Below are 20686 nucleotides of genomic sequence, written 5' to 3'. Positions count from 1 at the left end.
CGGATTACTATCGGTCACCAGTCGATCGAAGGAGACGACATCGTGCGCCGACAGATTCTCAACCAGCCCGGAACCGCTCCCGAGGAGGCGCTCGAGGGGCTGGCCCTCACCCATCCGGCACTCATCACCTACGACCGCCGGCGCGGAATCGTCACCCGCGCCACGCCGGCGCGGGACAAGGTGGGACTCGTCTCCGGCGGCGGCTCCGGCCACGAACCGCTACACGCCGGCTTCGTCGGGCAGGGCATGCTCGATGTGGCCGTGCCCGGCGCGGTGTTCGCCAGTCCGACGGCACTTCAGGTGCACGAGGGCACCGTGGCCGCCGATTCCGGGCGGGGTGTCGTACAGATCGTGAAGAACTACACCGGCGATGTCCTCAATTTCCGCATCGCCGGTGAGCTGGCCGGCGACGACAACGCGATCGCCACCGAAACCGTTCTGGTCGACGACGATCTGGCCACCCAGAGCGAGGACGCGGACGGGCCGGGCCGGCGCGGTACCGCCGCCGTACTCGCGGTCGAGAAGATCTGCGGCGCGAGCGCCGAAGCCGGAGCCGACCTGACCACCGTCGCCGAGTTCGGCCGCCGGGTAGCACGGAACGCCCGCACGCTGAGCTTCGCGCTGAACGCGGGCACCCACCCTGGGGAAACCGACCCGGCGTTCACCCTCGATCCCGGGGAGATCGAACTGGGTGTGGGGATCCACGGGGAACGCGGCACCGGCCGGGTCCCGTTCGCCGATGCCGACACTCTGATATCACTGCTGGTCGACCCGCTGGTCGCCGAACTCGGGGTATCTCGCGGATCGTCGGTCATCGCCATCGTGAACGGTCTCGGTGGCACCTACCCCATGGAGCTGTCCATCGCGGCGCGCGCGGTACACCGGCAACTCACCGGACGTGGTATCACCGTCGCCCGGTCATCGGCCGGCAACTATGTGACCTCACTCGATATGGTCGGCGTCTCGCTCACGCTGCTGCCCGCCGACACCGATCTGCTGCCGCTGTGGGACGCGCCCGTGCGCACCCCGGCCCTGACGTGGTGAAGGAGCTCGCACATGACCGATCACGCACTGCCCTCGGGATTCGGGCAGCGTTGGGTACACACAATGTTCGATGCTTTCCTCGACCGCACCGACGCGCTCGCCGATCTCGATCGCCGCGCCGGTGACGGCGATTTCGGCGCCAATATCGCCGCCGCTCTGCGCCGCGCCCGCGAGAACATCGACACCGCGACCCCCGACTCCTACTCGGCCTGGCTGACCGCGGTGTCCCGGGGCTTCCTCGGTACCGGCGGGACCAGTGGGCCGCTGTTCGGCATGTTCTTCCGCGAACTCGCCCGCTGCGCACACGGTCGCGAACCCACCCTGGCGGAGTTCTCCCGGGGCCTGAGTGCCGGTGTGGCCACCGTGCAGCGGTACGGGAAAGCCGAAGTCGGGCACAAAACAATGGTCGACGCCCTCGCGCCGGCGGCCGAAACCCTCGCCTCGCTCGGCACCGACAGCGAGCCCGCCGCGGCACTCACCGCGGCAGCCGCCGCGGCGGTGACAGGCGCGTCCGGCACCGTATCGCTGGTGGCCAGGCGCGGGCGCGCCAGTTATGTCGGCGAGGTGGCGCGCGGTGTGCTCGATCCGGGCGCGGCGGCCGCCGCATTGATCCTGCAAGCCGCCGCAGCGGCCTGCGAAGAACGTCCAGGCGATATCGACACCGGCTGGCTCGACAGCGCGACCACCTGAAACTGTCTGGGACAGACACCCGCGTCCCTCCCACCGTAAGCGGAACCCAAGCTCGTCGTAAGCAGGGGGACCCACAGTCGAGGTCGTGGATTACGACATGCGGTGGCAACGGGCGACAGAAGAAACCGCGGCGGGCGGAGGGCCGGTAGGACCTGCAGGCGGCACCGGGCTGCCCGGCGAAAACCGCCCGAACTCCGGTGGACGGGCGTTGATACCGGAGCGCGCGGCGGCACCGCCCACGGTGGTCACGGTCTACGATCTCGGTTTCGGCGAACCGCGACGTGTGGCCGAGTTCCAGCTCACCACCGCCGGATCGGTCACGCTCACCACCTTCGGCCCCGACGAGTGCCTGCCGGCCGAGGACTGGTACGCCGACGGTGTCGAACGATACGAACCCGGTGCGCCGGAACCGGTACTCGTCCGGCCCGAGGCCGGCGCGCCGTTCCTGCGGGCGTTGCTGGACCTTCCCGCGATGAGCTACTACCGGCTCGTGGCCGAGGACCCGCCTACCCGGCCGGAGGTCCCGGGCAGTACTTCGCGGTGACCGAAGGCAATACGACGTGTTGCCGGGAACCTCGGACCGAGGGGCCTCCCTACTGCGCGGCGTCACCGACCGCGTCAGCTCCGCCCTGCGGCAAGGCACTCGACAGGTCGCGCTCGAATTCCGCCGCACCAGCCGGTTCACCAGCTACGGAACCGACCACCTGGCATATGCCGACGGGGTTTTCGGAAAGCTACTGGATCACACCCCGCTGCCTACCCCCGCGTTGCCCCGGCGCCGGGAGTACCGGCCCAGCGCGGCCGAATCCCGGATGGCCGCACGGCGGATGGTCGCCGAGGTCCCGTTCACCGGCGCCATGCGTGCCGAGGTCGCGCGCAGTATCTCCGACGTCCGCAAGATGCGCTCCGCGGACGGCCAGGTGAATATCTACAAACCCACCGGCGGTCTGGATTTCGAGCCCGACTCCCTGGAGCGGCGCTCGCTCCAGGGGTTCACCGACCGGGAGATAGCCGCCTACCGCCTCGACGAGATTCTCGGATTCGGCCGCATTCCGCCGACTGCCCGGACCAACGGGCCCGCCGGACCCGGCATGATCCAGCAGTTCGTCGAATCCCTGCCGGGGCGCCGGGCACAGCGTTATCCGAGAGTGCAGCAGCAGCAAGTCGCCGTTCTCGACTACATCATGGGAAATCGCGACCGCCACAGCTTCAACTACCGCACGGTCACGGTGGGAGGCCGACCCCAGGTCGTGGCCATCGATCACGCGCGGTCCTTCTCGGTCGGCGACCCGCTCACCGTCGATATCCGGTCCCCGTTCGTGCACGCTCAGCGCGGAAAACCGTTCGAACCGGAAATCCTCGAGGCGCTGAACCGGGTGGACACCCACCTGCTGCGTACGGCATTCGGCGAGGCCGGAATCCAGGAACGGGCGATCGACGGGGCGATCACCCGCCTGGAGAACCTGCGCACATTGGGCATGATCCCGCCTGATGTCGTGGTGCGCCGACGTTGACCGGTGCTCGGCACGCAGTCGTCTGCGAGCCCGCTGGAAGCGAATCGTCAACGCCGTACGAACGGCCATACCGGTGTGCGGGTCAGTCGGGAAACAGTTCGCGGCGGCGCTTCTGCCAGCGGCTCATCATCTCGGGTAGTTCTGCGCGCATGAACCGGTAGTACTCCAGCGTCTCACGGACCCGGCGACCACCGGGGCGGGCGGCGTCGAGCAGTTCGACACCCTCGCTGAGGAACCGCAATGCCCGGTCGAGTGCCTCCTGGCGCTGGGTGGTGATCGCGTACCAGACGTCCTCGTCGTAGACACGATAGGTATCGGCGCGCGCACCGGGTTCGCGTTCCCGGCCGAGTAACCCGGCTTGCACCAGGTAGCGAACCGCTCCTGAGATCGCGGCCGGACTGACCTGCAACCCTGTCGAGAGTTCCTGGGCGGTGTAGCGCTCGGCGTCGTCTGCGAGGACGTAGGCGAAAACCCGGGCCGCCATCCGCGGTGTGCCCGAGTCCGCGAGCAACAGCGCGAATTGCTCTACGAACCGCAGGACCGCCTGTTCCTGCTGGTCCTGCTCGTCCACCCGGGCCTCCTCTATTCCCATCGCCACATGCAGTTACATCATAGCCTTCAAACTATTCACACATTTGTGAAATAAATGTACGCTGAAGGACATGGACACCGCCGTCGCAATCTCCGCATTGCGCAAGACTTTTGGCCGCACCACCGCACTCGACAGCCTGGACCTCGAGGTCCGGCAAGGTGAGGTCCACGGATTCCTCGGACCCAACGGCGCCGGGAAGACCACGACGATCCGAATCCTGCTGGGCCTCCTACGGCCGGACAGCGGATCGGTCCGGCTACTGGGCGGGGATCCCTGGCGGGACGCGGTCGCTCTGCACCGGCGCCTGGCCTACGTCCCCGGCGACGTGGAACTGTGGCCGAACCTCACCGGCGGGGAAGCAATCGACGTATTCGCCCGGCTCCGCGGCACGGTGAACAAGAACCGCCGCGAAGAACTGATCGAACGCTTCGACCTGGACCCCACGAAGAAGGCCCGCACCTATTCCAAAGGCAACCGGCAAAAGGTCGCCCTGATCGCCGCGCTGGCCTCGGACGCGGACCTGTTCCTGCTCGACGAACCCACCGCCGGACTCGACCCACTGATGGAAGTGGTGTTCCAGGATGTGGTCGCCGAGGTGAAGGCGCGAGGTGGCACGGTCCTTTTGTCCAGCCACATCCTGGCGCAGGTGGAGAAACTCGCCGACCGGGTGAGCATCATCCGTAGCGGACGAGTGGCGCAAACCGGCACCCTCACCGAGCTCCGGCACCTGACCCGCACCACGGTCGAAGCCGTGACCGAGCGCTCGATCGGCGACCTGAACGCCCTGGCAGGCGTCCACAATGTGACCACCGAGGACGGCCGGGTCCGATTCGATGTCGACACCGACGCACTCGATGCCGCGATCGCCGCGGTCAGCCGTGCCGGCATCCGCGCCCTGACCAGCCATCCGCCCACACTCGAGGAACTCATGCTGCGTCATTACGGCGACGAACTCGCCGCCGCGGGCAACGGAGCAGGCCGATGACCACCGCCACAACATATTCCGGTTCGCCCGCCGCGGCTTCGGCAGATCCGCGACCAACCACCTGGCGCGATCCCCTGGCCGGCACCGGCGTACTGGTACGACTCGATCTGCGCCGGGACCGGATCAAACTTCCCGCATGGGTGCTGGGTATCGCGCTGATGAGCCTCTACTACGCCTCGGCACTACAGCAGGTGTACAGAACTCCCGAAGACCTACGGGCTGTCGGCCAGTTCAGCGAAGGAGTCGTCGGCGCCCTGATCTCGGGCCCCGGGTACGGCCTGACCGACCCCACCACCGAATCGGTGATCGTCGCCGTCTACGGCCTGTACTACCTGCTCCTGGCCGCGCTGATGAATATCCTGCTCATCTCCCGGCACACCCGCGTCGAAGAACAAACCGGACGCGCCGAACTCGTCCGCGCCAACGCCGTCGGCCGCCACGCCCAGCTCACCGCCGCACTCGTCATCGCGGTCATCGCGAACCTCGCGGTGGCCCTGCTGGTCGCCGGTTCGTTCGCCGCGGCCGGACTCCCCACCTCCGACGCGTGGCTGTTCGGCGCAAGTGTCGGCGCGGCGGGTCTGGTGTTCGCCGCCATCACCGCGGTGACCGTCCAGATCACCGAGTATTCCCGCGCCGCCTCCGGACTGGCCGGCCTGGCACTGGGCATCGCCTATGTCGTTCGCGCCGCCGGCGACGCGGTCCGCGAAGGCGGCAGCGCGCTGTCGTGGCTGTCCCCGCTGGCCTGGTCACAGCAGACCCGAGCCTATGCCGACGGCCGCTGGTGGCCGCTGGCGTTATCGGTTGCGCTGGTTGTAGCGGTCACCGCGACGGCCTACTTCCTCTCCTCGCGCCGCGACCTCGGCGCCGGCCTGGTGCCGTCACGCCCCGGGCATCGGGAGGCTCCGGCCTGGCTGGCCACACCGGTAGCGCTGGCGGCTCGGCTGCAACGGGCCGGGTTCACCGGCTGGGCCTGCGCCCTGGTCGCCAGCGGAGCGCTCTTCGGCGGTATCGGCAATACCATCGTCGGCTCTTTCGACGATCTGCCCGATCAGGTCGTCGACGTCATGGGCGGCGACGCGAGCCGTATGCTCGACGGCTACCTCGGCACCATGGCGTTCTTCGATGCCCTGCTGGTCACCGTTTTCGCCATCCTCACCGTGCAATCCCTGCGCACCGAGGAAACCACCGGCCGCGCCGAACCGGTACTCGCCACCGCGACCGGCCGGGTCACCTGGTTCGCCGGGTACATCGGTGTCGCCGCGCTCGGCGCCCTGACCCTCCTCGTCATCACCGGCCTGGCATTCGGGATCGCGCTGGCGCTATCGGCCGGCGACGCCGGCTACCTCGTCGACGGTCTCCTCTCCCATCTCGTATTCGCGCCCGCGGTACTATTCGTGCTCGCTCTCGCCGCACTGCTCTACGGCGTTTTCCCCCGAGCCATCGGCGTTACTTGGGCACTTTTCGGGTTCGCCCTGATCCTCGGCTTCTTCGGCCCGATCATGAACCTGCCGCACCGGCTCCATGACCTGTCGCCGTTCCAGCACATCGCCCGCGTGCCGATGGAAGAACCGCGTTGGCCGGCGCTGGCCCTGCTCACAATCCTCGCACTCGCAGCCACGGCGGTGGGTGCGTATCGATTCCGGCAACGCGACCTCGACACCAACTGAAACGATCCCACCGGTAGCCCGATACGGACACCGGAAATCCTCCGCACAGCACAGGGGCCGGCACCGATTCGGTGCCGGCCCCTGTGCGACGGAGCCCCGCCCGCCTTCCACACGAGCAGGGCACACGAACTCGGATCACCCGGGTCGAGCCTTTACCGGCTGCGGGCCGCAGCAGCGACCGGCCACAGCCTCGGCAAGATCCTCCTGCGCCCGTGCGCGAGCGGCGAGGATCCACTCACCCCGGAGGATCGGGCAGCGGAGCACAGCCGACCCGTCATGCCATGGATTCGCGAGTACCGAACGGGCTTGTCCGCGTGGGCAGATCGAACAAGAACTCGCCGTTCGATCGGTGGCGGGCTCACCTCTGAGGGCACGAACCCGCGAAGAACGGTCACCATCTCGTTCGACTGGACACAAGTTCGGCGCGGAAACTTCGGTGATCCGCCGAAAAAGAAAAGCAGGTCGAGCCCTGCTATCGGGCTCGACCTGCTGTTTGTGCTCCCCCAACTGGACTCGAACCAGTAACCTGCCGTTACGAGCTCCCGCCGGTGTGCTGGTCAGACCCCGAATATCGGCGGGCACCTCTGCTTATGGGTCAAGTAGGAACGGACAACGTGTCGATTTGACCCGGTGGAACGGCCTCGGCGAACTGCTCGATTCCATGAGTCCTGATAAACTCGCGTCGGCGCGCGCTCTCGCCCGCAATCGTCTCACCGAGTTGGGATCCCTGCTTCCGGACTCTCGTCGCCCCCTGCCGCTTCCCCTGGACACCAGCCCGCCGGTACTACGCGATCGGCACTCCCAGATCGCGAAGATTCTCGATGGCACCGTGCCGCAACTCGATCGTCTCCTGTTCACCCTGCCGGATACATAGACACCCGGCCGGCCGGAGCAACGTTTTGGGTGAGGGCTGTCATCAGACGACGCCGATCCGTTGGCCGATCGGCAGCGGCACCGTAAATGCCGACCGGTCCTCGGCGTCGGAACGAGGCTCGATCACAATCCGGAACTTACGTAGTCGAGCACACCACCCGTGTGCCATACTTAAAGTATGGCAACCCGGAAGATTACCGTCACCGTGCCGGAAGAACTCGTCGAATCGATCAAGGGCCGGGTCGACTCGCGGGGAGTGTCCGGCTACATCGCTGCCGCTGCCGCACATCGCGATGCCATGGACCGGCTGCGGGAGCTGGCCGAACAGATCGAGGAAGAATACGGTCCACTGTCGGAGGAGGAGCAGCAGGCCGCGCTCGATCGGATCGCCGCGCTCGACGAATGGCATGACGAACACGGCGCACGTCCCGGCAGTGCCGCGTGAACCGGACACGACGAGCGGCAGCACATCAGCCACGGCAACGTGTCTTCGTGTTCGATTCCGAGGCATTGGCCAAGGCAGTCCAGGGTGACCGGGAGATCGCCGCGCTCATCAAAACCGCACCGCAACTCGATATCCCGATCGTCACGTCAGCACTGACCACGCTGGAAGCGTGGAACCCGCGAGACGGATCCAAGCAGGCCCTGCGGAGTTTGACGTTGTCACGAATCCGCGTGGTACACACCGATGACCACGTAATCGCATCCGCGCGGGACATGTTGCGGAACGCCGGACTACACGGGCACAAATACGCCATCGACGCCGTCCTCGCAGCTGTCGCCGAGCGAGAGTTCGCCAGAGGGTCCGAAACCACCGTCTTCACCTCCGACGCCGACGACCTGAACCAACTTCTGGCGGGTCGGCCTGTGCGGGTAGAGAAGGTCTGAGAGGGCGTTCTGGCAACTCGGACGCGCCTCGATCTGAGCAGAACCCGTCCCCCGCTGAGCACCCCCACCGAGTGAGAGAGACCGATCGAACCGCACCTGCCGAATCTGGGCATCGGTGGTCGCGGCGCCGACGTTACTGAGAAAATCAGGAGGGGCAACCCCCGTGCATCTGGCTGGCCGTCCATGCCTGGTACGAAGGCACCCTGCAAACCATGGCATCTACGCCGGACGCTAAAGCCGAAACACACCAGCCCGCGGACCGACAGGGAATAGGTGATGTAACGGACGTAACGCCCGCCCTGAACACGACGGACCAGGCACCGGAGAACCGGTCCCAGCGGACACACCGCGAACGGTCAAGCCGGATACTAACCCGCAACCACCAGCCATCTCCCGGCCGCCCTGACTTTGCGTGTCCTGCCAACGACCGGAATCTGCGACGAATGACCGCCAAGGCATTCAATTGATCGGAAGTTCGGCCCGGAAATTTTGGCATATTCTTGGCTAGACACCGAAGAAAGAATCAGGTCAGGCCAACTTAGTCGGCCTGACCTGCGGTTTCTGCTCCCCCAACTGGACTCGAACCAGTAACCTGCCGATTAACAGTCGGCTGCTCTGCCAATTGAGCTATAGGGGATTGTTCGGTGGCCCGCCCGTGCCGGGCTGACCGAGGAGAAACTCTAGCGTATGGGTGGGCGCCCGCCCAAATCGCGGGGTCGAGCTGGGGTGAACGGGAGAAAACCGGCGTTGAGCGGCGGGTCCGCGGGGTGCCGGATCGACAGGTGTCGGGGCGGTCGGGCAGGATGGGGCGGCACGGACTACTGGGAGGAGCTCGACCCTGATGCTGCGGTTGATCATCGGTATAGCTGCCGGTTATGTACTGGGCAGTAAGGCCGGGCGGGCGCGCTATGAGCAGATCAGTGCCAGTGCGCGCGCGGTCGCGGGCAGTCCGGTGACCCGCAAGCTGGTGCAGGTGAGCCGGCAGAAGCTGTCGGACAAGTTGAGCACCCGGCCGAAGCTGGAACCGATGGAGCCGCTGGACGAGCGCACCACGGTCATGGTCCCGCACGATCAACTGCGGCGGCGGTAACGCCGCGGACGGCTACGCCGAGGCGAAATCGCCGCTGCCCATGGCCTGCTCCAGCAGGCTCTTGCGGTACTGCTCGAGGGCGACCAGGTCACCGAACAGCGCCATATAGGTATCGGGTTCCTCGGTGGAGGAGACGCGGTGCAGCCGGGATTTCAGTTCCGCGATCTGCCGGCCCACCAGTGCGGCCTGGGCGTTCGCCAGGACGCCGGTGATGAAGCGCGGGATATCGTCGGTGGTTTTCACCGGCAGCGGTTCGCTCGCCAGTTCGGAGACCAGGGCGTGCAGGGTGAGATCGTCGGTGCGGTCGGTGATCGCCTGGATCCAGTCCGCACCCGCCAACCCCGAGGCCACTCCCCCGGCCTCGGCCATGAGAACGCGCACCGCGACGTAGGCGGGGTGGGTGAAGGCGTCGGCTTCCAGCGCATCGAAGGCCGGGCCCGCGATCTCCGGGTACTGGAGACCGGCGGCGAGGGCCTGGCGCTGGGAACGCAGCAGCGGATCGCGCGGGTCGGGGTGATCGGCCGGCCGGGCCGGGCCGGGGCCGGTGGCCTCGGCCCGCGTGGAGCGGGCCGGGACGGCCGCCGCGCCGCGTAGTTTGCGGGCTTCCTCGTCCACCCGGCGGTACACCAGCTGCGGGTCCTGCCAGCCGGTCCACTCCGCGAGCTGGGTGGCGTAGCGTTTGCGCAGTCCGTGGTCCTTGATCTGGGCCACGATGGGCACCGCCCAGCGCATCACCTCCACCTGACTGTCGTAGGTGAGTGCGTGGGTGCGGCTGTCCTCGCGTTTGGCGATCTCCTGGCGCAGCGCGAAATCGAACAGCGGTTCGCGGCGGGCGACGAGGTCGCGGAGCGCGGCATCGCCGGAACGCTGGCGGAGCTCGCACGGGTCCTCGCCGTCGGGGGTCACCACCACGTAGGTCTGCCCGGAGACCTTTTGGTCGCCGAGAAACGCCTTGAGCGCGGCGGCCTGCCCCGCGGCATCGCCGTCGAAGGTGAAGATGATCTCACCGCGCCAGAAGTTGTCGTCCATGAGCAGGCGGCGCAATACCGCGAAATGCTCGTCACCGAAGGCGGTACCGCAGGCCGCGACCGCGGTTTTCACCCCCGCCAGGTGCATGGCCATGACATCGGTGTAGCCCTCCACGACCACCGCCTGATGGCTTTTGGCGATTTCGCGTTTGGCGTGGTCGAGCCCGAACAGCACCTGCGACTTCTTGTACAGCAGGGTTTCGGGGGTGTTGACGTATTTACCCGGCATGGTGTCGTCGTCGAAGAGTTTGCGGGCTCCGAAGCCGATCACATCGCCGCCGAGGTTGCGGATGGGCCACAGCAACCGGCGGTGGAAGCGATCGATCGGGCCGCGCCGCCCCTGCCGGGAGAGCCCGGCCGCCTCGAGCTCCTTGAACTCGAACCCCTTGTTCAACAGGTGTTTGGTGAGGGTGTCCCAGCCGTCGGGGGCGTAACCGCAGCCGAACTGGGTCCACGCGGCCTCGTCGAAGTTGCGGTCGGTGAGGTACTTGCGGGCCATCGTGGCGTCGGGGCCGCGCAGGCGGGCGGTGTAGAACTCGTGCGCGGCGGCATTGGCGGCGACCAGCCGGGCGCGGGTGCCACGATCACGCTGAACAGAGGTGCCGCCGCCCTCGTAGTTGATCCGGTAGCCGATCCGGTCGGCGAGCTGTTCGACGGCCTCGACGAAGCCGATGTGCTCGATCTTCTGCAGGAAGGCGTAGACATCGCCGCCTTCGCTGCACCCGAAGCAATGGAACAGGCCGTGGTTGGGCCGCACGTGGAAGGACGGTGATTTCTCGTCGTGGAAGGGGCACAGACCCTTCATGGAGTCCGCGCCACCGCGTTTGAGCGTGACGTACTCGCCCACCACATCCTCGATCCGGACGCGCTCCCGAATGGCGGTGATATCGCGAGCAGGTATTCGTCCGGTCACGGAGTCGAGTCTAAGCGAGCGGGCCCGGCCCCGGACCCGAGCACCCTGTGCCCGGATTCACCCCGGTATGCCGGCGGCGATCCGCTCCAGGCGGCTCTCGGTACAGGAGGCGATCTGGTCCACGATCACCCGGACCCGGGCGGCATCGTCGGCGGCGGCCTCCCACCAGGGCAGCAGCAGCGGATCGAGGGTGGCGGGGGCGGTGGCCAGCAGATGTTCGGCGACGGCGGTGAGGCGGTCACGCTGATCGGCCTGACGCAGCTTGTGGTTCGGGTCGGACATGACATAGCGGAGGGCGACCGTTTTCAGGATGGCCACCTCGGCGGCGGCCACCGGCGGTACCACCAGCTCGGCGGAGTAGCGGGCCAGCGGGCCGGGCCAGGACTCCCGGGTCGCCGCGACCGCCGCGTTCGCGAACCGCCCCACCAGCTCGCTGGTGAGCCGTTTCAACGCCACCGAACTGGTGAGCGTGCCGTCGTAGCGGAACACATCGGCGACCACCGGCAGCTCCGAGAGCCGCTGCGCGGCGGCCACCAGATCGTCGACCGTCAGGTCACGGTGCTGGACATGCCCGAGTTCGGCGAGCGCCAGCCGCTCCACCGGGTCGGCCAGGGCCCGCAGATCGATACGCCCGGCGATGATCCCGTCCTCCACATCGTGCACGGAGTAGGCGACATCGTCGGACCAGTCCATCACCTGGCATTCCAGCGCGGGCCGCCGCTCCGGCGCCCCTTTGCGCACCCAGGCCAGCCGTTCGGCGTCCACCTCGTAGGCACCGAACTTGCCACCCGGGACGGTGCGCTGCCACGGGTACTTGATCGCGGCGTCGAGAGCGGCGCGGGTGAGGTTGAGGCCGGCGCTGCCGCCGTAGGAGTCGAGAACCTTGGGCTCGAGCCGGGTGAGGATACGCAGATTCTGCGCGTTGCCCTCGAAACCTCCGTAGTGGGTCGCGAAGATATCGAGCGCTTTCTCCCCGTTGTGACCGTAGGGCGGATGCCCGATATCGTGCGCGAGGCCCGCCAGTTCGGTCAGGTCGGGATCGCAACCGAGGCCGTCGGCGATACCGCGGCCGATCTGCGCGACCTCCAGTGAATGGGTGAGCCGGGTGCGCGGTGTATCGCCCTCGCGCGGGCCCATCACCTGGGTTTTGTCGGCCAGGCGGCGCAGCGCGGCCGAATGCAACACCCGGGATCGGTCGCGCGCGAACTCGCTGCGGTGCCCGTTGCCGCCCGCCGGGGCCAGCCCGGCCGTTTTGGGCGCCTCGGCGACCAGGCGTTCCCGGTCGTGGTCGGTGTAACTCACCACACCAAGTCTGCCATCCGAGGGGACCGGTCCGGGCGTGCGGCGATATCGGCGGGTGAGGCGTTCACTGCCCGGCGGTGTAGTCGAAATCCGCCGAGAAATGGGTGAGCTGATACCAGAGCAGAGCCGCGGTTTCGCGGGCTATCCCGTGCGCCTGCGATTCCCGGGTATAAACGGCGGGACCGGTGCGGGTGGGTGCGGTCCAGGCGTCGAGTCCGGCGTCCCGGGCCATGGTGCGGGTACGCAGCGAATGCCAGGGGTCGCTCACCAGTGCCGCCGATTCGAGACCGCGTTCCCGCATCGCGTCCGCCACCGCTTCCACGCTGCGCAATGTGTCGGAGCCGGTTTCGACCGCGAGGATGGCGCTCTCCGGAACCCCGGCCTCCATCAGGTACATCTTCCCGGACGCCGCCTCGGTGTAGAGATCGCCCTCCTGCTTGCCGCCGACCGTGATGACCAGGTCGGAGACCCCCTTCTCGTACAGGTTCGCGGCCTGATAGAGCCGCGCCTCGAAAACAGAGGAGGGGGTACCCGAATACTGTGCCGCGCCGAGCACCACGATGGCGTCGGCGGGCGTGTAGTCCTCGATCCGCGCCACCTGCCAGACCCGCACAGCGGTGCCGAAGACCAGGATCATCCCGACCACCACGGCGCCACCGAGCAGCCGTGCGCCCCAGCGCAGCACCCCACCACCGATCCCCCGTGAAACGCCGGAATCGGTACGCGAGTCCGGTCGCGTACGCACTGGTGCCCAAGTCACGACACAAGTCTGCCAGGCAGGTTTGGGCCCCTGGACACCGCGCGGCACCGGCCGGGTCCCTGCCCGCGACCGGTGTTCGCACCGTTGTGCCTGGTCGGAAAGTTGTCGCCGGGTGTCGAGCGGCCGGATCCCGGCCGGTGCGGGCCGGATTCCGGCCTTTCCGGTGCCCTGTCCGTCCCGAATCGTTATCGACGGGCCACCCGCGCCGGGAAGAACCGGCCACCGGTGGCTCGCGGCCCGTAGCGCAGTCGCCGACGGCGGACCAGGGGACTCATCATGTACTTGACCCTGTCACCGTGTCAGCTCGTAGAACGAAGACATCATGTTGAGTATCGGAGAATTCGCCAGGCACGGACGGATATCGGTACGGATGCTGCGGCACTACACCTGCTGGGACTACTGGTACCCGACCGGGTGGACCCGGTCAGCGGCTACCGCTACTACGAGGTCGGGCAACTGGCCCGGCTGAACCGGATCATCGCGTTGAAAGAACTCGGCTTCACCTTGGACCAGGTGCGGCGGATGTTGGACGGCACGGATCTCCCGGTCCTCTCGCTGATCCACCGCTCGGCGTGTCGCGGCTCCCGCGATTCGCCGATGGCCCCCGGTGACACGCCGATTGAAGCGACAGGGCGCGGACGACTGATGAATATCCCGTGGATCCAGGACGAACACCGGTAGATTGAGCTGCCGAAACAGGCACCGATATGTTCGGCTATTCCGCGGCGGGATCCGCTACGCCCCACCGGCGGCCGTGGACCCGCGCCCGAGTTCAGGTGCGCCACAGCGTGTGGTATGCCCGTGAGCTGTTTTGGGAACCCTGGGGACAGGTGAACGGCCGGTGGCCGTCTCGATGAACACATGGAGTACACGATGTCTTCTCGATGGAAGAGCGCCACCGCCGGTTTGGCGATGATCCTCGCCACGGCCCTCGCCCCCGCGGTGGCGGCGACCGGCGCCCATGCCGCACCCGCCGGATGCCCCGGCCTGCATGTGGTCGCGATCCCCGGCACCTGGGAGACGTCGAAGACCGACCCGGGCAAGGGGATGCTGGCCCTGGCCGCCGACAACCTGCCGGGCGGGGCGTATACCGACTACGTCGCCTACACCGCGACGGCTTTCCCGTGGGAGGGCGAGGTATACGGCCGCTCCAAGCACGAGGCGTTCTCGGGCGCCAAGGGGCTGATCAACGATGTCGCCCGGCGCTGCCCCGGCACCCGTTTCGCTCTGCTCGGCTACAGCCAGGGCGCGGATGCCGCCGGCGATCTCGCGGCCGAGATCGGTACCGGGCTGGGCGTCGTCACGCCCGACCGGGTCGCCCTCGTCGGACTGATCGCCGATCCGCGCCGCTCTCCGACCGATGTCCTGATCGGCCCGCCGGTGCTGGGCGCCGGCGCCGGCGGTCCCCGGCTGACCGGCTTCGGCTGGCTGAGCAACCGCACCTACACGTTCTGCGCCGTCGGTGATCTGTACTGCTCCACTCCCGACGGCGATTTCGCGGCCCGGATCGCCGGATTCTTCGCCCAGGTGTCCAATGCCGACCCGGCCCAGTTCGGCAACTACCAGTCGCTGGGTATGCAACTGCTCAACGACGCGCTGGCGGCCGGTGGGCTCGGGTTGCTGCACGATCAGCTCAACGGCACCGCGTACGAGGAACGTAAGAAGCAGGTGGACGATTTCGTCAAATCCGGTATCCACCAGAGCTATGCCCACTATCAGGTCGGTGGCGGCGCCACCCCGCTCACCTGGCTGCGGCAGAAGCTCATCGAATTGTCCTGAGCCATACCGCCCTCGGTGGCGTCGTTCGCCGAGGGCGGCACTTCCGCCGCGGCCGAAGCGATCACGCCGCGCCGTGCGCGACCGCCGAGGCCGGAGCGGTTACCACCCGCGATCGCGCCACTGCGACAACTGCGGCCGCTCGGCACCGAGCGTCGTATCGTCGCCATGGCCCGGATACACGACCGTCTCGTCACCGTAGCGGTCGAAGAGTTTCGTGGTCACGCCGTCGAGCAATGTCGTGAAATCCTCGGGCCGACGGGTCTTGCCGACCCCACCCGGGAAGAGACAATCGCCGGTGAAGAGGTGGGTGCGGCCGGAGCCGTCGGTGAGAGCGAGGGTGACCGAACCGGGGGTGTGCCCCACCAGGTGGACGACCTCGAGATCGAGGGCCCCGACCGTGACCGTGTCACCTTCGGCCAGGATCCGCTGCGGTGACACCGGAAGCGGTTCGGCATCGAGGGCATGCGCGGCGGTCGGGGCTCGGGTCGCGGCCGCGACGGCGGCGAGGGCCTGCCAGTGGTCGGCGTGCTGGTGGGTGGTGACGATCAGGTCGATCCCACCGGGGGTCTCCTGGTCGATCAACTCGAGGATGCGGTCCGCTTCGTTGGCGGCGTCGATCAAGAGCGCGGCTCCGGTGGCGGTGCACTGGACGAGGTAGGTGTTGTTGTCCATCGGACCGACCGACATCTTGGTCACCCGGGCGCCGGGGATCTCGCGGCGCTGGGGCGCGGAACCGGGCGAGACATGGCCGGTATAGGACGTGTCGATGGTGATCACACCCCGATGCTATCGAGGGTGGCCGATCATCGGCGCCGGCGCACGGCTGCGGCGGGTCGGGCACCGGCCTGCCGGAGACCGGCCCGGCACAGCGTTTCACCGAGGTGGTTTGGCCCCGCCGCGGCCGGGTAGTGCGGCAACGCCCAACGAGGAAAAGGAGAAATACATGCGCAAGACTGCTGCAGTTGCTCTGTCGTCCCTCGTTTTGACTTTCGGTGGAGCGAGCGTCGCCGCGGCCGGTCCACTGGAACAGCCGCAGCCGGTGGTGGCCCAGACCCAGATGGACAACGACCACGAACAGGAGAGCGACAAGACCGGCCTGTGGGGCCTGCTCGGTCTGCTCGGCCTGCTCGGCTTGGGCGGTCTGGCCAAGCGGAACAAGGACACCACGGCGCGTTACGACACCACCACCCCGCGGCGGACGACCTAACCCACCCGGTACGAGCCGCTCGAACGAGGATGCCGGCGTGGTGGCGTGGCGCGCGCCACCACGTCGGGTTCCAGCGGCAGCGGGACGCCGGTCTAGCAGCCGAGCAGCCGCTGCGCCAGATATCCTTCGACCTGATCGAGCGCGATGCGCTCCTGGGTCATGGTGTCGCGTTCCCGCACGGTGACGGCCTGATCGTCGAGAGTGTCGAAATCGACCGTGATGCAGAACGGGGTACCGATCTCGTCCTGCCGGCGGTAGCGGCGGCCGATGGCACCGGCGTCGTCGAATTCGATATTCCAGTTCCGGCGCAGCTGAGCTGCCAATTCCTTGGCTTTCGGCGTGAGGTCGGCGTTCCGCGACAGCGGCAGTACGGCGGCCTTCACCGGCGCGAGCCGCCGGTCCAGCCGCAGTACCGTGCGGGTGTCCACGCCGCCCTTGGCGTTGGGCGCTTCGTCCTCGGCGTAGGCATCGACCAGGAACGCCATCAGCGAGCGGGTCAGTCCGGCCGCGGGTTCGATGACATACGGGGTGTAGCGCTCGTTGGTGGTCTGGTCGAAGTAGCTCAGTTCGGCACCGGAGTGCTCGGCATGGGTGGACAGGTCGTAGTCGGTGCGGTTGGCGACACCTTCCAGCTCACCCCATTCGCCGCCCTGGAAGCCGAAACGGTACTCGATATCGGTGGTACCGGCCGAGTAGTGCGAGAGCTTCTCTTTCGGGTGCTCGTAGAGGCGCAGGTTCTCCGGGTCGATGCCCAGGTCGGTGTACCAGGAGAAGCGGGTATCGATCCAATACTTGTGCCATTCGGCGTCTTCGCCCGGTTTGACGAAGAACTCCATCTCCATCTGTTCGAACTCGCGGGTGCGGAAGATGAAGTTGCCGGGGGTGATCTCGTTGCGGAAACTCTTGCCGATCTGGGCTATACCGAACGGCGGTTTCTTCCGCGCGGTGGTCATGACGTTCGCGAAATTCACGAAGATGCCCTGCGCGGTTTCCGGACGCAGATAGTGCAGGCCTTCTTCGTCGTCGACCGGGCCGAGGTAGGTCTTGAGCAGGCCGGAGAAGTTGCGTGGTTCGGTCCACTTGCCGGGCTGGCCGGTGTCCGGGTCGTTGATATCGGCCAGGCCGTTGGCCGGCGGGTGGCCGTGTTTGGCCTCGTAGGCCTCGAGGAGATGATCGGCCCGGTAACGCTTGTGCGTGTGCAGGGATTCGACCAGTGGATCGGTGAAGGTCGCCACATGGCCGGAAGCCACCCAGACCTGCCGGGGCAGGATCACCGAAGAGTCCAGGCCCACCACGTCTTCGCGGCTGGTGACCATGGACCGCCACCACTGCTTCTTGATGTTCTCCTTGAGCTCCACGCCGAGCGGACCGTAGTCCCAGGCCGATTTGGTACCGCCGTAGATCTCACCACAGGGGTACACCAGGCCCCGGCGCTTGGCGAGGTTGGCAACGGTGTCCACCTTCGACTTGGGTGCCACGCGAGAATTCTCCATCCACTACGTATCGCCGATAGTTACGCTGCCCGGATCGGGCGTACGTGATCGCGACTGCCCACGGTGATTGCTTCGCTGCGAGCGGTTGATCGGGTACAGCCTAGTAGGTGCCGTCGAGCGGAGCCCATCCGCAGCCTGCGCACGGCCGGAGCCGACGCGGAGGTGTGTCCGATCCCCGGGGCGGGTCTTTCGCGCTCCACCGGAACGGACATTTGACATGCATATCCATGCATATCAAAATGGTACCGGTTTCCAATAAGGAGTGGACCATGACAACCGATACCGCCGCCGCGCCGCACAACCCCTACCGTTCCCCCGCGCCGGTTCCCGTCCCCACCCGGACCGTACTGGAGAACGCCGGCGAACTACTGCGTGCGCTCGCGGCCCCCGTCCGCATCGCGATCGTGCTACAACTGCGGGAGTCGCCGCGCTGTGTGCACGAACTGGTGGATGCCCTCGGTGTGACCCAACCGCTGGTCAGCCAGCATCTGCGGATTCTCAAATCGGCCGGGGTGGTACACGGTGAGCGTTCGGGGCGAGAGGTTCTCTACGAACTCGTCGACGACCACCTGGCGCATATCGTGGTCGATGCAGTAGCGCACGCCGAAGAAGAAGGGTAATTCGTGTCCGAGAACCTGGTCACCGGCAAAGGGACCACCACACAGAGAGCAGTCGGCATTCGCAGCACGCGGCAACGCAATGCGATCGCCTCGCTACTGGAGGACATCGACAGGTTCCGGTCGGCCCAGGAATTACACGACGAGCTACGCCGCCGGGGTGAGGGAATCGGACTGACCACCGTCTATCGCACGCTGCAGTCCCTCGCGGACGCCGGCATGGTGGATGTACTGCGCACCGACAACGGGGAGTCGGTGTACCGGCAGTGCTCCACGGAGCATCATCACCACCTGGTGTGCCGTCACTGCGGGCGCACCGTCGAGGTCGCCGGGCCCACCGTCGAGGCATGGGCCGCCAGCACCGCCTCCGCCCATGGATTCACCGAGGTCAGCCATACTCTGGAGATCTTCGGTACCTGCCACTCGTGTTCGGGGGTCCGCGGTAACTGATACCGCGCTCAGCACTCGGCGGCGGGCCGCTACCACTTCGGTAGCGGCCCGCCGCCGTTGCGGGGTCAGGCGGGCACCGGCGCCGGAGTGGGCTCGCTCGGCACCGGCTCCCGGCGACCGCGCGCGCGGACCACACCCACGCCCAGCAGCACCAGGGCCACCGCCGCCCAGGCCAGCAGTACCGACAACGGACCCTGGGCACCGGCCCCGCCGAAGAACGCCACCGACCGGATCAGCGAGGCTCCGGCGCCCGGGGGCAGCAACTGGCCGATGAGCCCCCACGGCTGCGGCAACAGCTCCGGAGCCGATGTGGCGGCGGAGAACGGGTTGCCGACGAGCAGCATCAGCAGCGCGACGAGACCGATACCGGCGCGGCCGATGACCGTGGCCAGACCCGCCACCGTGCCGGCGACAGCGAAGGACACCAGCCCGGCGGCCGACGAGAGCTGCAGGTAGTCGCCGGGCACGATGGAAAGCCAGGTCTGAGCGATCACCATGCTCAGCAGACCGCCCGCGATACCGAAGACGACGGTGCCGACCACCCGCCCACCGGCCGAGGGTATCAGCAGCGTTACCAGCACACCTCCGGCGATACCGGCCATGACCAGCGGTAGCGCCATGGCGCCGAAGCCGGCCCCACGCGGATCGTCGGGATCGGCCGCAACCACGTCCTCCACCCCGGCCACGGGAGCCCCGGCCATCTGCTGCCCGATCTGCGTGAGCTGCTGGGCCACGGCCGCACCGGCCCCGGAGGCGACCAGCACGCGCGGCGCGCCGTCGCCGGTGACGATCGCGCCGTAGACCTCACGGTCGGTGATGGCCGCCCGGGCCGCCGCCTCGTCGGGAACGGTCGTCAATTCGAAGGCGCCCGGGTGTTGACCGGTGAGGCGGGCCGCCACCGGGCCCGCCTGCGGTCCGGCTACGGCGAGAGGGAGGTCCCGTGGCGCGATCTGGGTGGCGGGCCAGGCGAAGGCGAGCAGCATCAGCGCTTGGAGCAGGGCCGCGCCCAGCCCGAGGGCCACGGCACGCTGGATGACGTTCATGACGTTCTCCCAGAAAATCGAAGGCTCGTTCTTTTAACGATGAGGCAACCGTCCCACCGGAGACCGCAGCTTGTCAAGAACGAATATTCGTTTTAGTTTGGACCCATGCCCCGAGTCAGCGCGGAACACCTGGAACGACGTCGCCGGCAGATCCTCGACGCTGCCCGGGCCTGTTTCGTCCGCAAAGGTTTCCACCAAACCTCCATGCAGGACGTATTCGCCGAATCCGGCCTGTCCGCGGGCGCCGTCTACCGGTACTTCAAAAGCAAGGACGAACTGGTCATCGCCCTGGCCTCCACCGCGGCCGGGGATATCCGCAGCCGGATGTCGGAGATGATCGAGCGCGACCCACTACCCGCCCCCGCCGAACTCCTCGCGCATATGACCGAATGGATAGAGGCCCAGAGCGGCCCCGAAGGCCGGCTACGCCTGGCCCCACAGGCCTGGTCGCTGGCCCTGATCGACGAACAGGCCGCCGAACCCGTACGCCGGACGATGCAGGGCATCCAGGGAATGTGGCACCGCTACGCCGAACGTATGCGCGCGGCCGGCTGGCTACCCGCCGACGCCGACCTCGACGCCGTCGCCGCCGCCATGTTCGGCCTACTCCCCGGCTTCGTCCTGCAGCACCTACTCATCGGCGATATGGACCGCGAACTCTTCCTCCGCGGCGTCACCACGCTGTTCCCGTACGGGACCCGGCCCACCCCCGAACGACCCGAACCCGCGACCGCCGCCCCCGACCGGTAGC

General features: G+C 67.5%; 23 protein-coding genes and 1 tRNA gene. 16 read left to right on the top strand and 8 right to left on the bottom strand.

The window, feature by feature from the left end:
* Positions 1 to 42 precede the first annotated feature (42 nt).
* The 4 genes from ACYR7D_RS13420 (at position 43) to ACYR7D_RS13405 (ending at position 3248) form a co-directional block, all read left to right on the top strand.
* On the top strand, positions 43 to 1044 hold the full coding sequence (locus ACYR7D_RS13420; protein WP_459549840.1) for a dihydroxyacetone kinase subunit DhaK: 1002 nt from the start codon (positions 43 to 45) through the stop codon (positions 1042 to 1044).
* Positions 1045 to 1056: 12 nt separating this feature from the next.
* A complete protein-coding gene (gene dhaL / locus ACYR7D_RS13415) occupies positions 1057 to 1734 on the top strand; it encodes a dihydroxyacetone kinase subunit DhaL (RefSeq protein WP_459549839.1) in 678 nt (225 codons plus the stop codon).
* A gap of 85 nt (positions 1735 to 1819) precedes the next feature.
* Positions 1820 to 2278, top strand: coding sequence for a hypothetical protein (locus ACYR7D_RS13410; protein WP_459549838.1), 459 nt, complete (start codon positions 1820 to 1822; stop codon positions 2276 to 2278).
* A 19-nt stretch (positions 2279 to 2297) separates the two neighbouring features.
* Positions 2298 to 3248 carry a protein kinase family protein gene (locus ACYR7D_RS13405; RefSeq protein WP_459549837.1) on the top strand — a complete coding sequence of 317 codons (951 nt, stop codon included), beginning with the start codon at positions 2298 to 2300 and terminating at the stop codon, positions 3246 to 3248.
* An 82-nt stretch (positions 3249 to 3330) separates the two neighbouring features.
* Here the strand turns inward: ACYR7D_RS13405 and ACYR7D_RS13400 are convergent, their stop codons facing one another.
* On the bottom strand, positions 3331 to 3819 hold the full coding sequence (locus ACYR7D_RS13400; RefSeq protein ID WP_459549836.1) for a GbsR/MarR family transcriptional regulator: 489 nt from the start codon (positions 3817 to 3819) through the stop codon (positions 3331 to 3333).
* A 91-nt stretch (positions 3820 to 3910) separates the two neighbouring features.
* Between ACYR7D_RS13400 and ACYR7D_RS13395 the strand changes: the two genes are divergently transcribed.
* The 5 genes from ACYR7D_RS13395 to ACYR7D_RS13375 all read left to right on the top strand — a co-directional run bounded on the left by ACYR7D_RS13395 (position 3911) and on the right by ACYR7D_RS13375 (position 8253).
* On the top strand, positions 3911 to 4825 hold the full coding sequence (locus ACYR7D_RS13395; protein WP_459549835.1) for an ABC transporter ATP-binding protein: 915 nt from the start codon (positions 3911 to 3913) through the stop codon (positions 4823 to 4825).
* Positions 4822 to 6492, top strand: a complete 1671-nt coding sequence (locus ACYR7D_RS13390; protein ID WP_459549834.1) for an ABC transporter permease — start codon at positions 4822 to 4824, stop codon at positions 6490 to 6492. Before ACYR7D_RS13395 ends, ACYR7D_RS13390 begins: the two co-directional genes overlap by 4 nt.
* 661 nt (positions 6493 to 7153) lie before the next feature.
* Complete coding sequence (locus ACYR7D_RS13385) at positions 7154 to 7366, top strand: hypothetical protein (RefSeq protein WP_459549833.1); 213 nt, start codon at positions 7154 to 7156, stop codon at positions 7364 to 7366.
* A 177-nt stretch (positions 7367 to 7543) separates the two neighbouring features.
* A complete protein-coding gene (locus ACYR7D_RS13380; protein WP_033244774.1) occupies positions 7544 to 7810 on the top strand; it encodes a hypothetical protein in 267 nt (88 codons plus the stop codon).
* Positions 7811 to 7857: 47 nt separating this feature from the next.
* Positions 7858 to 8253, top strand: coding sequence for a hypothetical protein (locus ACYR7D_RS13375; RefSeq protein ID WP_459549832.1), 396 nt, complete (start codon positions 7858 to 7860; stop codon positions 8251 to 8253).
* Positions 8254 to 8817: 564 nt separating this feature from the next.
* Here ACYR7D_RS13375 and ACYR7D_RS13370 read toward each other — a convergent pair.
* Positions 8818 to 8890 (bottom strand) — tRNA-Asn (locus tag ACYR7D_RS13370).
* 204 nt (positions 8891 to 9094) lie between these two features.
* Between ACYR7D_RS13370 and ACYR7D_RS13365 the strand changes: the two genes are divergently transcribed.
* On the top strand, positions 9095 to 9343 hold the full coding sequence (locus ACYR7D_RS13365; RefSeq protein WP_039828542.1) for a hypothetical protein: 249 nt from the start codon (positions 9095 to 9097) through the stop codon (positions 9341 to 9343).
* Positions 9344 to 9355: 12 nt separating this feature from the next.
* Here the strand turns inward: ACYR7D_RS13365 and dnaG are convergent, their stop codons facing one another.
* From dnaG to ACYR7D_RS13350, 3 genes are all read right to left on the bottom strand, one after another.
* Positions 9356 to 11284: a DNA primase gene (gene dnaG / locus ACYR7D_RS13360; protein ID WP_459549831.1), complete on the bottom strand. Its 1929-nt coding sequence runs from the start codon at positions 11282 to 11284 to the stop codon at positions 9356 to 9358.
* A 57-nt stretch (positions 11285 to 11341) separates the two neighbouring features.
* The gene (locus tag ACYR7D_RS13355) at positions 11342 to 12589 is read right to left on the bottom strand and encodes a deoxyguanosinetriphosphate triphosphohydrolase (RefSeq protein WP_459549830.1); all 1248 of its coding nucleotides are present in this window, start codon (positions 12587 to 12589) and stop codon (positions 11342 to 11344) included.
* Between the two features lie 61 nt (positions 12590 to 12650).
* Positions 12651 to 13223 carry a YdcF family protein gene (locus ACYR7D_RS13350; protein ID WP_459550144.1) on the bottom strand — a complete coding sequence of 191 codons (573 nt, stop codon included), beginning with the start codon at positions 13221 to 13223 and terminating at the stop codon, positions 12651 to 12653.
* Between the two features lie 399 nt (positions 13224 to 13622).
* Between ACYR7D_RS13350 and ACYR7D_RS13345 the strand changes: the two genes are divergently transcribed.
* Together ACYR7D_RS13345 and ACYR7D_RS13340 are read left to right on the top strand one after the other, a co-directional pair.
* On the top strand, positions 13623 to 14027 hold the full coding sequence (locus ACYR7D_RS13345) for a MerR family transcriptional regulator (protein WP_459549829.1): 405 nt from the start codon (positions 13623 to 13625) through the stop codon (positions 14025 to 14027).
* A gap of 192 nt (positions 14028 to 14219) precedes the next feature.
* Positions 14220 to 15125 carry a cutinase family protein gene (locus ACYR7D_RS13340; protein WP_459549828.1) on the top strand — a complete coding sequence of 302 codons (906 nt, stop codon included), beginning with the start codon at positions 14220 to 14222 and terminating at the stop codon, positions 15123 to 15125.
* A 99-nt stretch (positions 15126 to 15224) separates the two neighbouring features.
* On the opposite strand, the gene ACYR7D_RS13335 is transcribed toward ACYR7D_RS13340, so the two are convergent.
* Positions 15225 to 15902 carry an MBL fold metallo-hydrolase gene (locus tag ACYR7D_RS13335; RefSeq protein WP_459549827.1) on the bottom strand — a complete coding sequence of 226 codons (678 nt, stop codon included), beginning with the start codon at positions 15900 to 15902 and terminating at the stop codon, positions 15225 to 15227.
* Between the two features lie 166 nt (positions 15903 to 16068).
* Between ACYR7D_RS13335 and ACYR7D_RS13330 the strand changes: the two genes are divergently transcribed.
* Positions 16069 to 16332, top strand: coding sequence for a WGxxGxxG family protein (locus ACYR7D_RS13330; RefSeq protein WP_459549826.1), 264 nt, complete (start codon positions 16069 to 16071; stop codon positions 16330 to 16332).
* Between the two features lie 92 nt (positions 16333 to 16424).
* On the opposite strand, the gene ACYR7D_RS13325 is transcribed toward ACYR7D_RS13330, so the two are convergent.
* Positions 16425 to 17810 carry a glycine--tRNA ligase gene (locus ACYR7D_RS13325; protein WP_459549825.1) on the bottom strand — a complete coding sequence of 462 codons (1386 nt, stop codon included), beginning with the start codon at positions 17808 to 17810 and terminating at the stop codon, positions 16425 to 16427.
* 284 nt (positions 17811 to 18094) lie between these two features.
* On the opposite strand from ACYR7D_RS13325, the gene ACYR7D_RS13320 reads away from it, so the two are divergent.
* Positions 18095 to 18445 carry an ArsR/SmtB family transcription factor gene (locus ACYR7D_RS13320; RefSeq protein WP_459549824.1) on the top strand — a complete coding sequence of 117 codons (351 nt, stop codon included), beginning with the start codon at positions 18095 to 18097 and terminating at the stop codon, positions 18443 to 18445.
* Positions 18446 to 18448: 3 nt separating this feature from the next.
* Positions 18449 to 18892, top strand: coding sequence for a Fur family transcriptional regulator (locus ACYR7D_RS13315; RefSeq protein WP_459549823.1), 444 nt, complete (start codon positions 18449 to 18451; stop codon positions 18890 to 18892).
* Between the two features lie 65 nt (positions 18893 to 18957).
* On the opposite strand, the gene ACYR7D_RS13310 is transcribed toward ACYR7D_RS13315, so the two are convergent.
* On the bottom strand, positions 18958 to 19935 hold the full coding sequence (locus ACYR7D_RS13310) for a hypothetical protein (RefSeq protein WP_459549822.1): 978 nt from the start codon (positions 19933 to 19935) through the stop codon (positions 18958 to 18960).
* 105 nt (positions 19936 to 20040) lie between these two features.
* Between ACYR7D_RS13310 and ACYR7D_RS13305 the strand changes: the two genes are divergently transcribed.
* Complete coding sequence (locus ACYR7D_RS13305) at positions 20041 to 20685, top strand: TetR/AcrR family transcriptional regulator (RefSeq protein ID WP_459549821.1); 645 nt, start codon at positions 20041 to 20043, stop codon at positions 20683 to 20685.
* Position 20686 lies beyond the last annotated feature (1 nt).

Source organism: Nocardia sp. X0981 (assembly GCF_977089955.1).
This window is presented reverse-complemented; position numbering and strand designations above follow the sequence as displayed.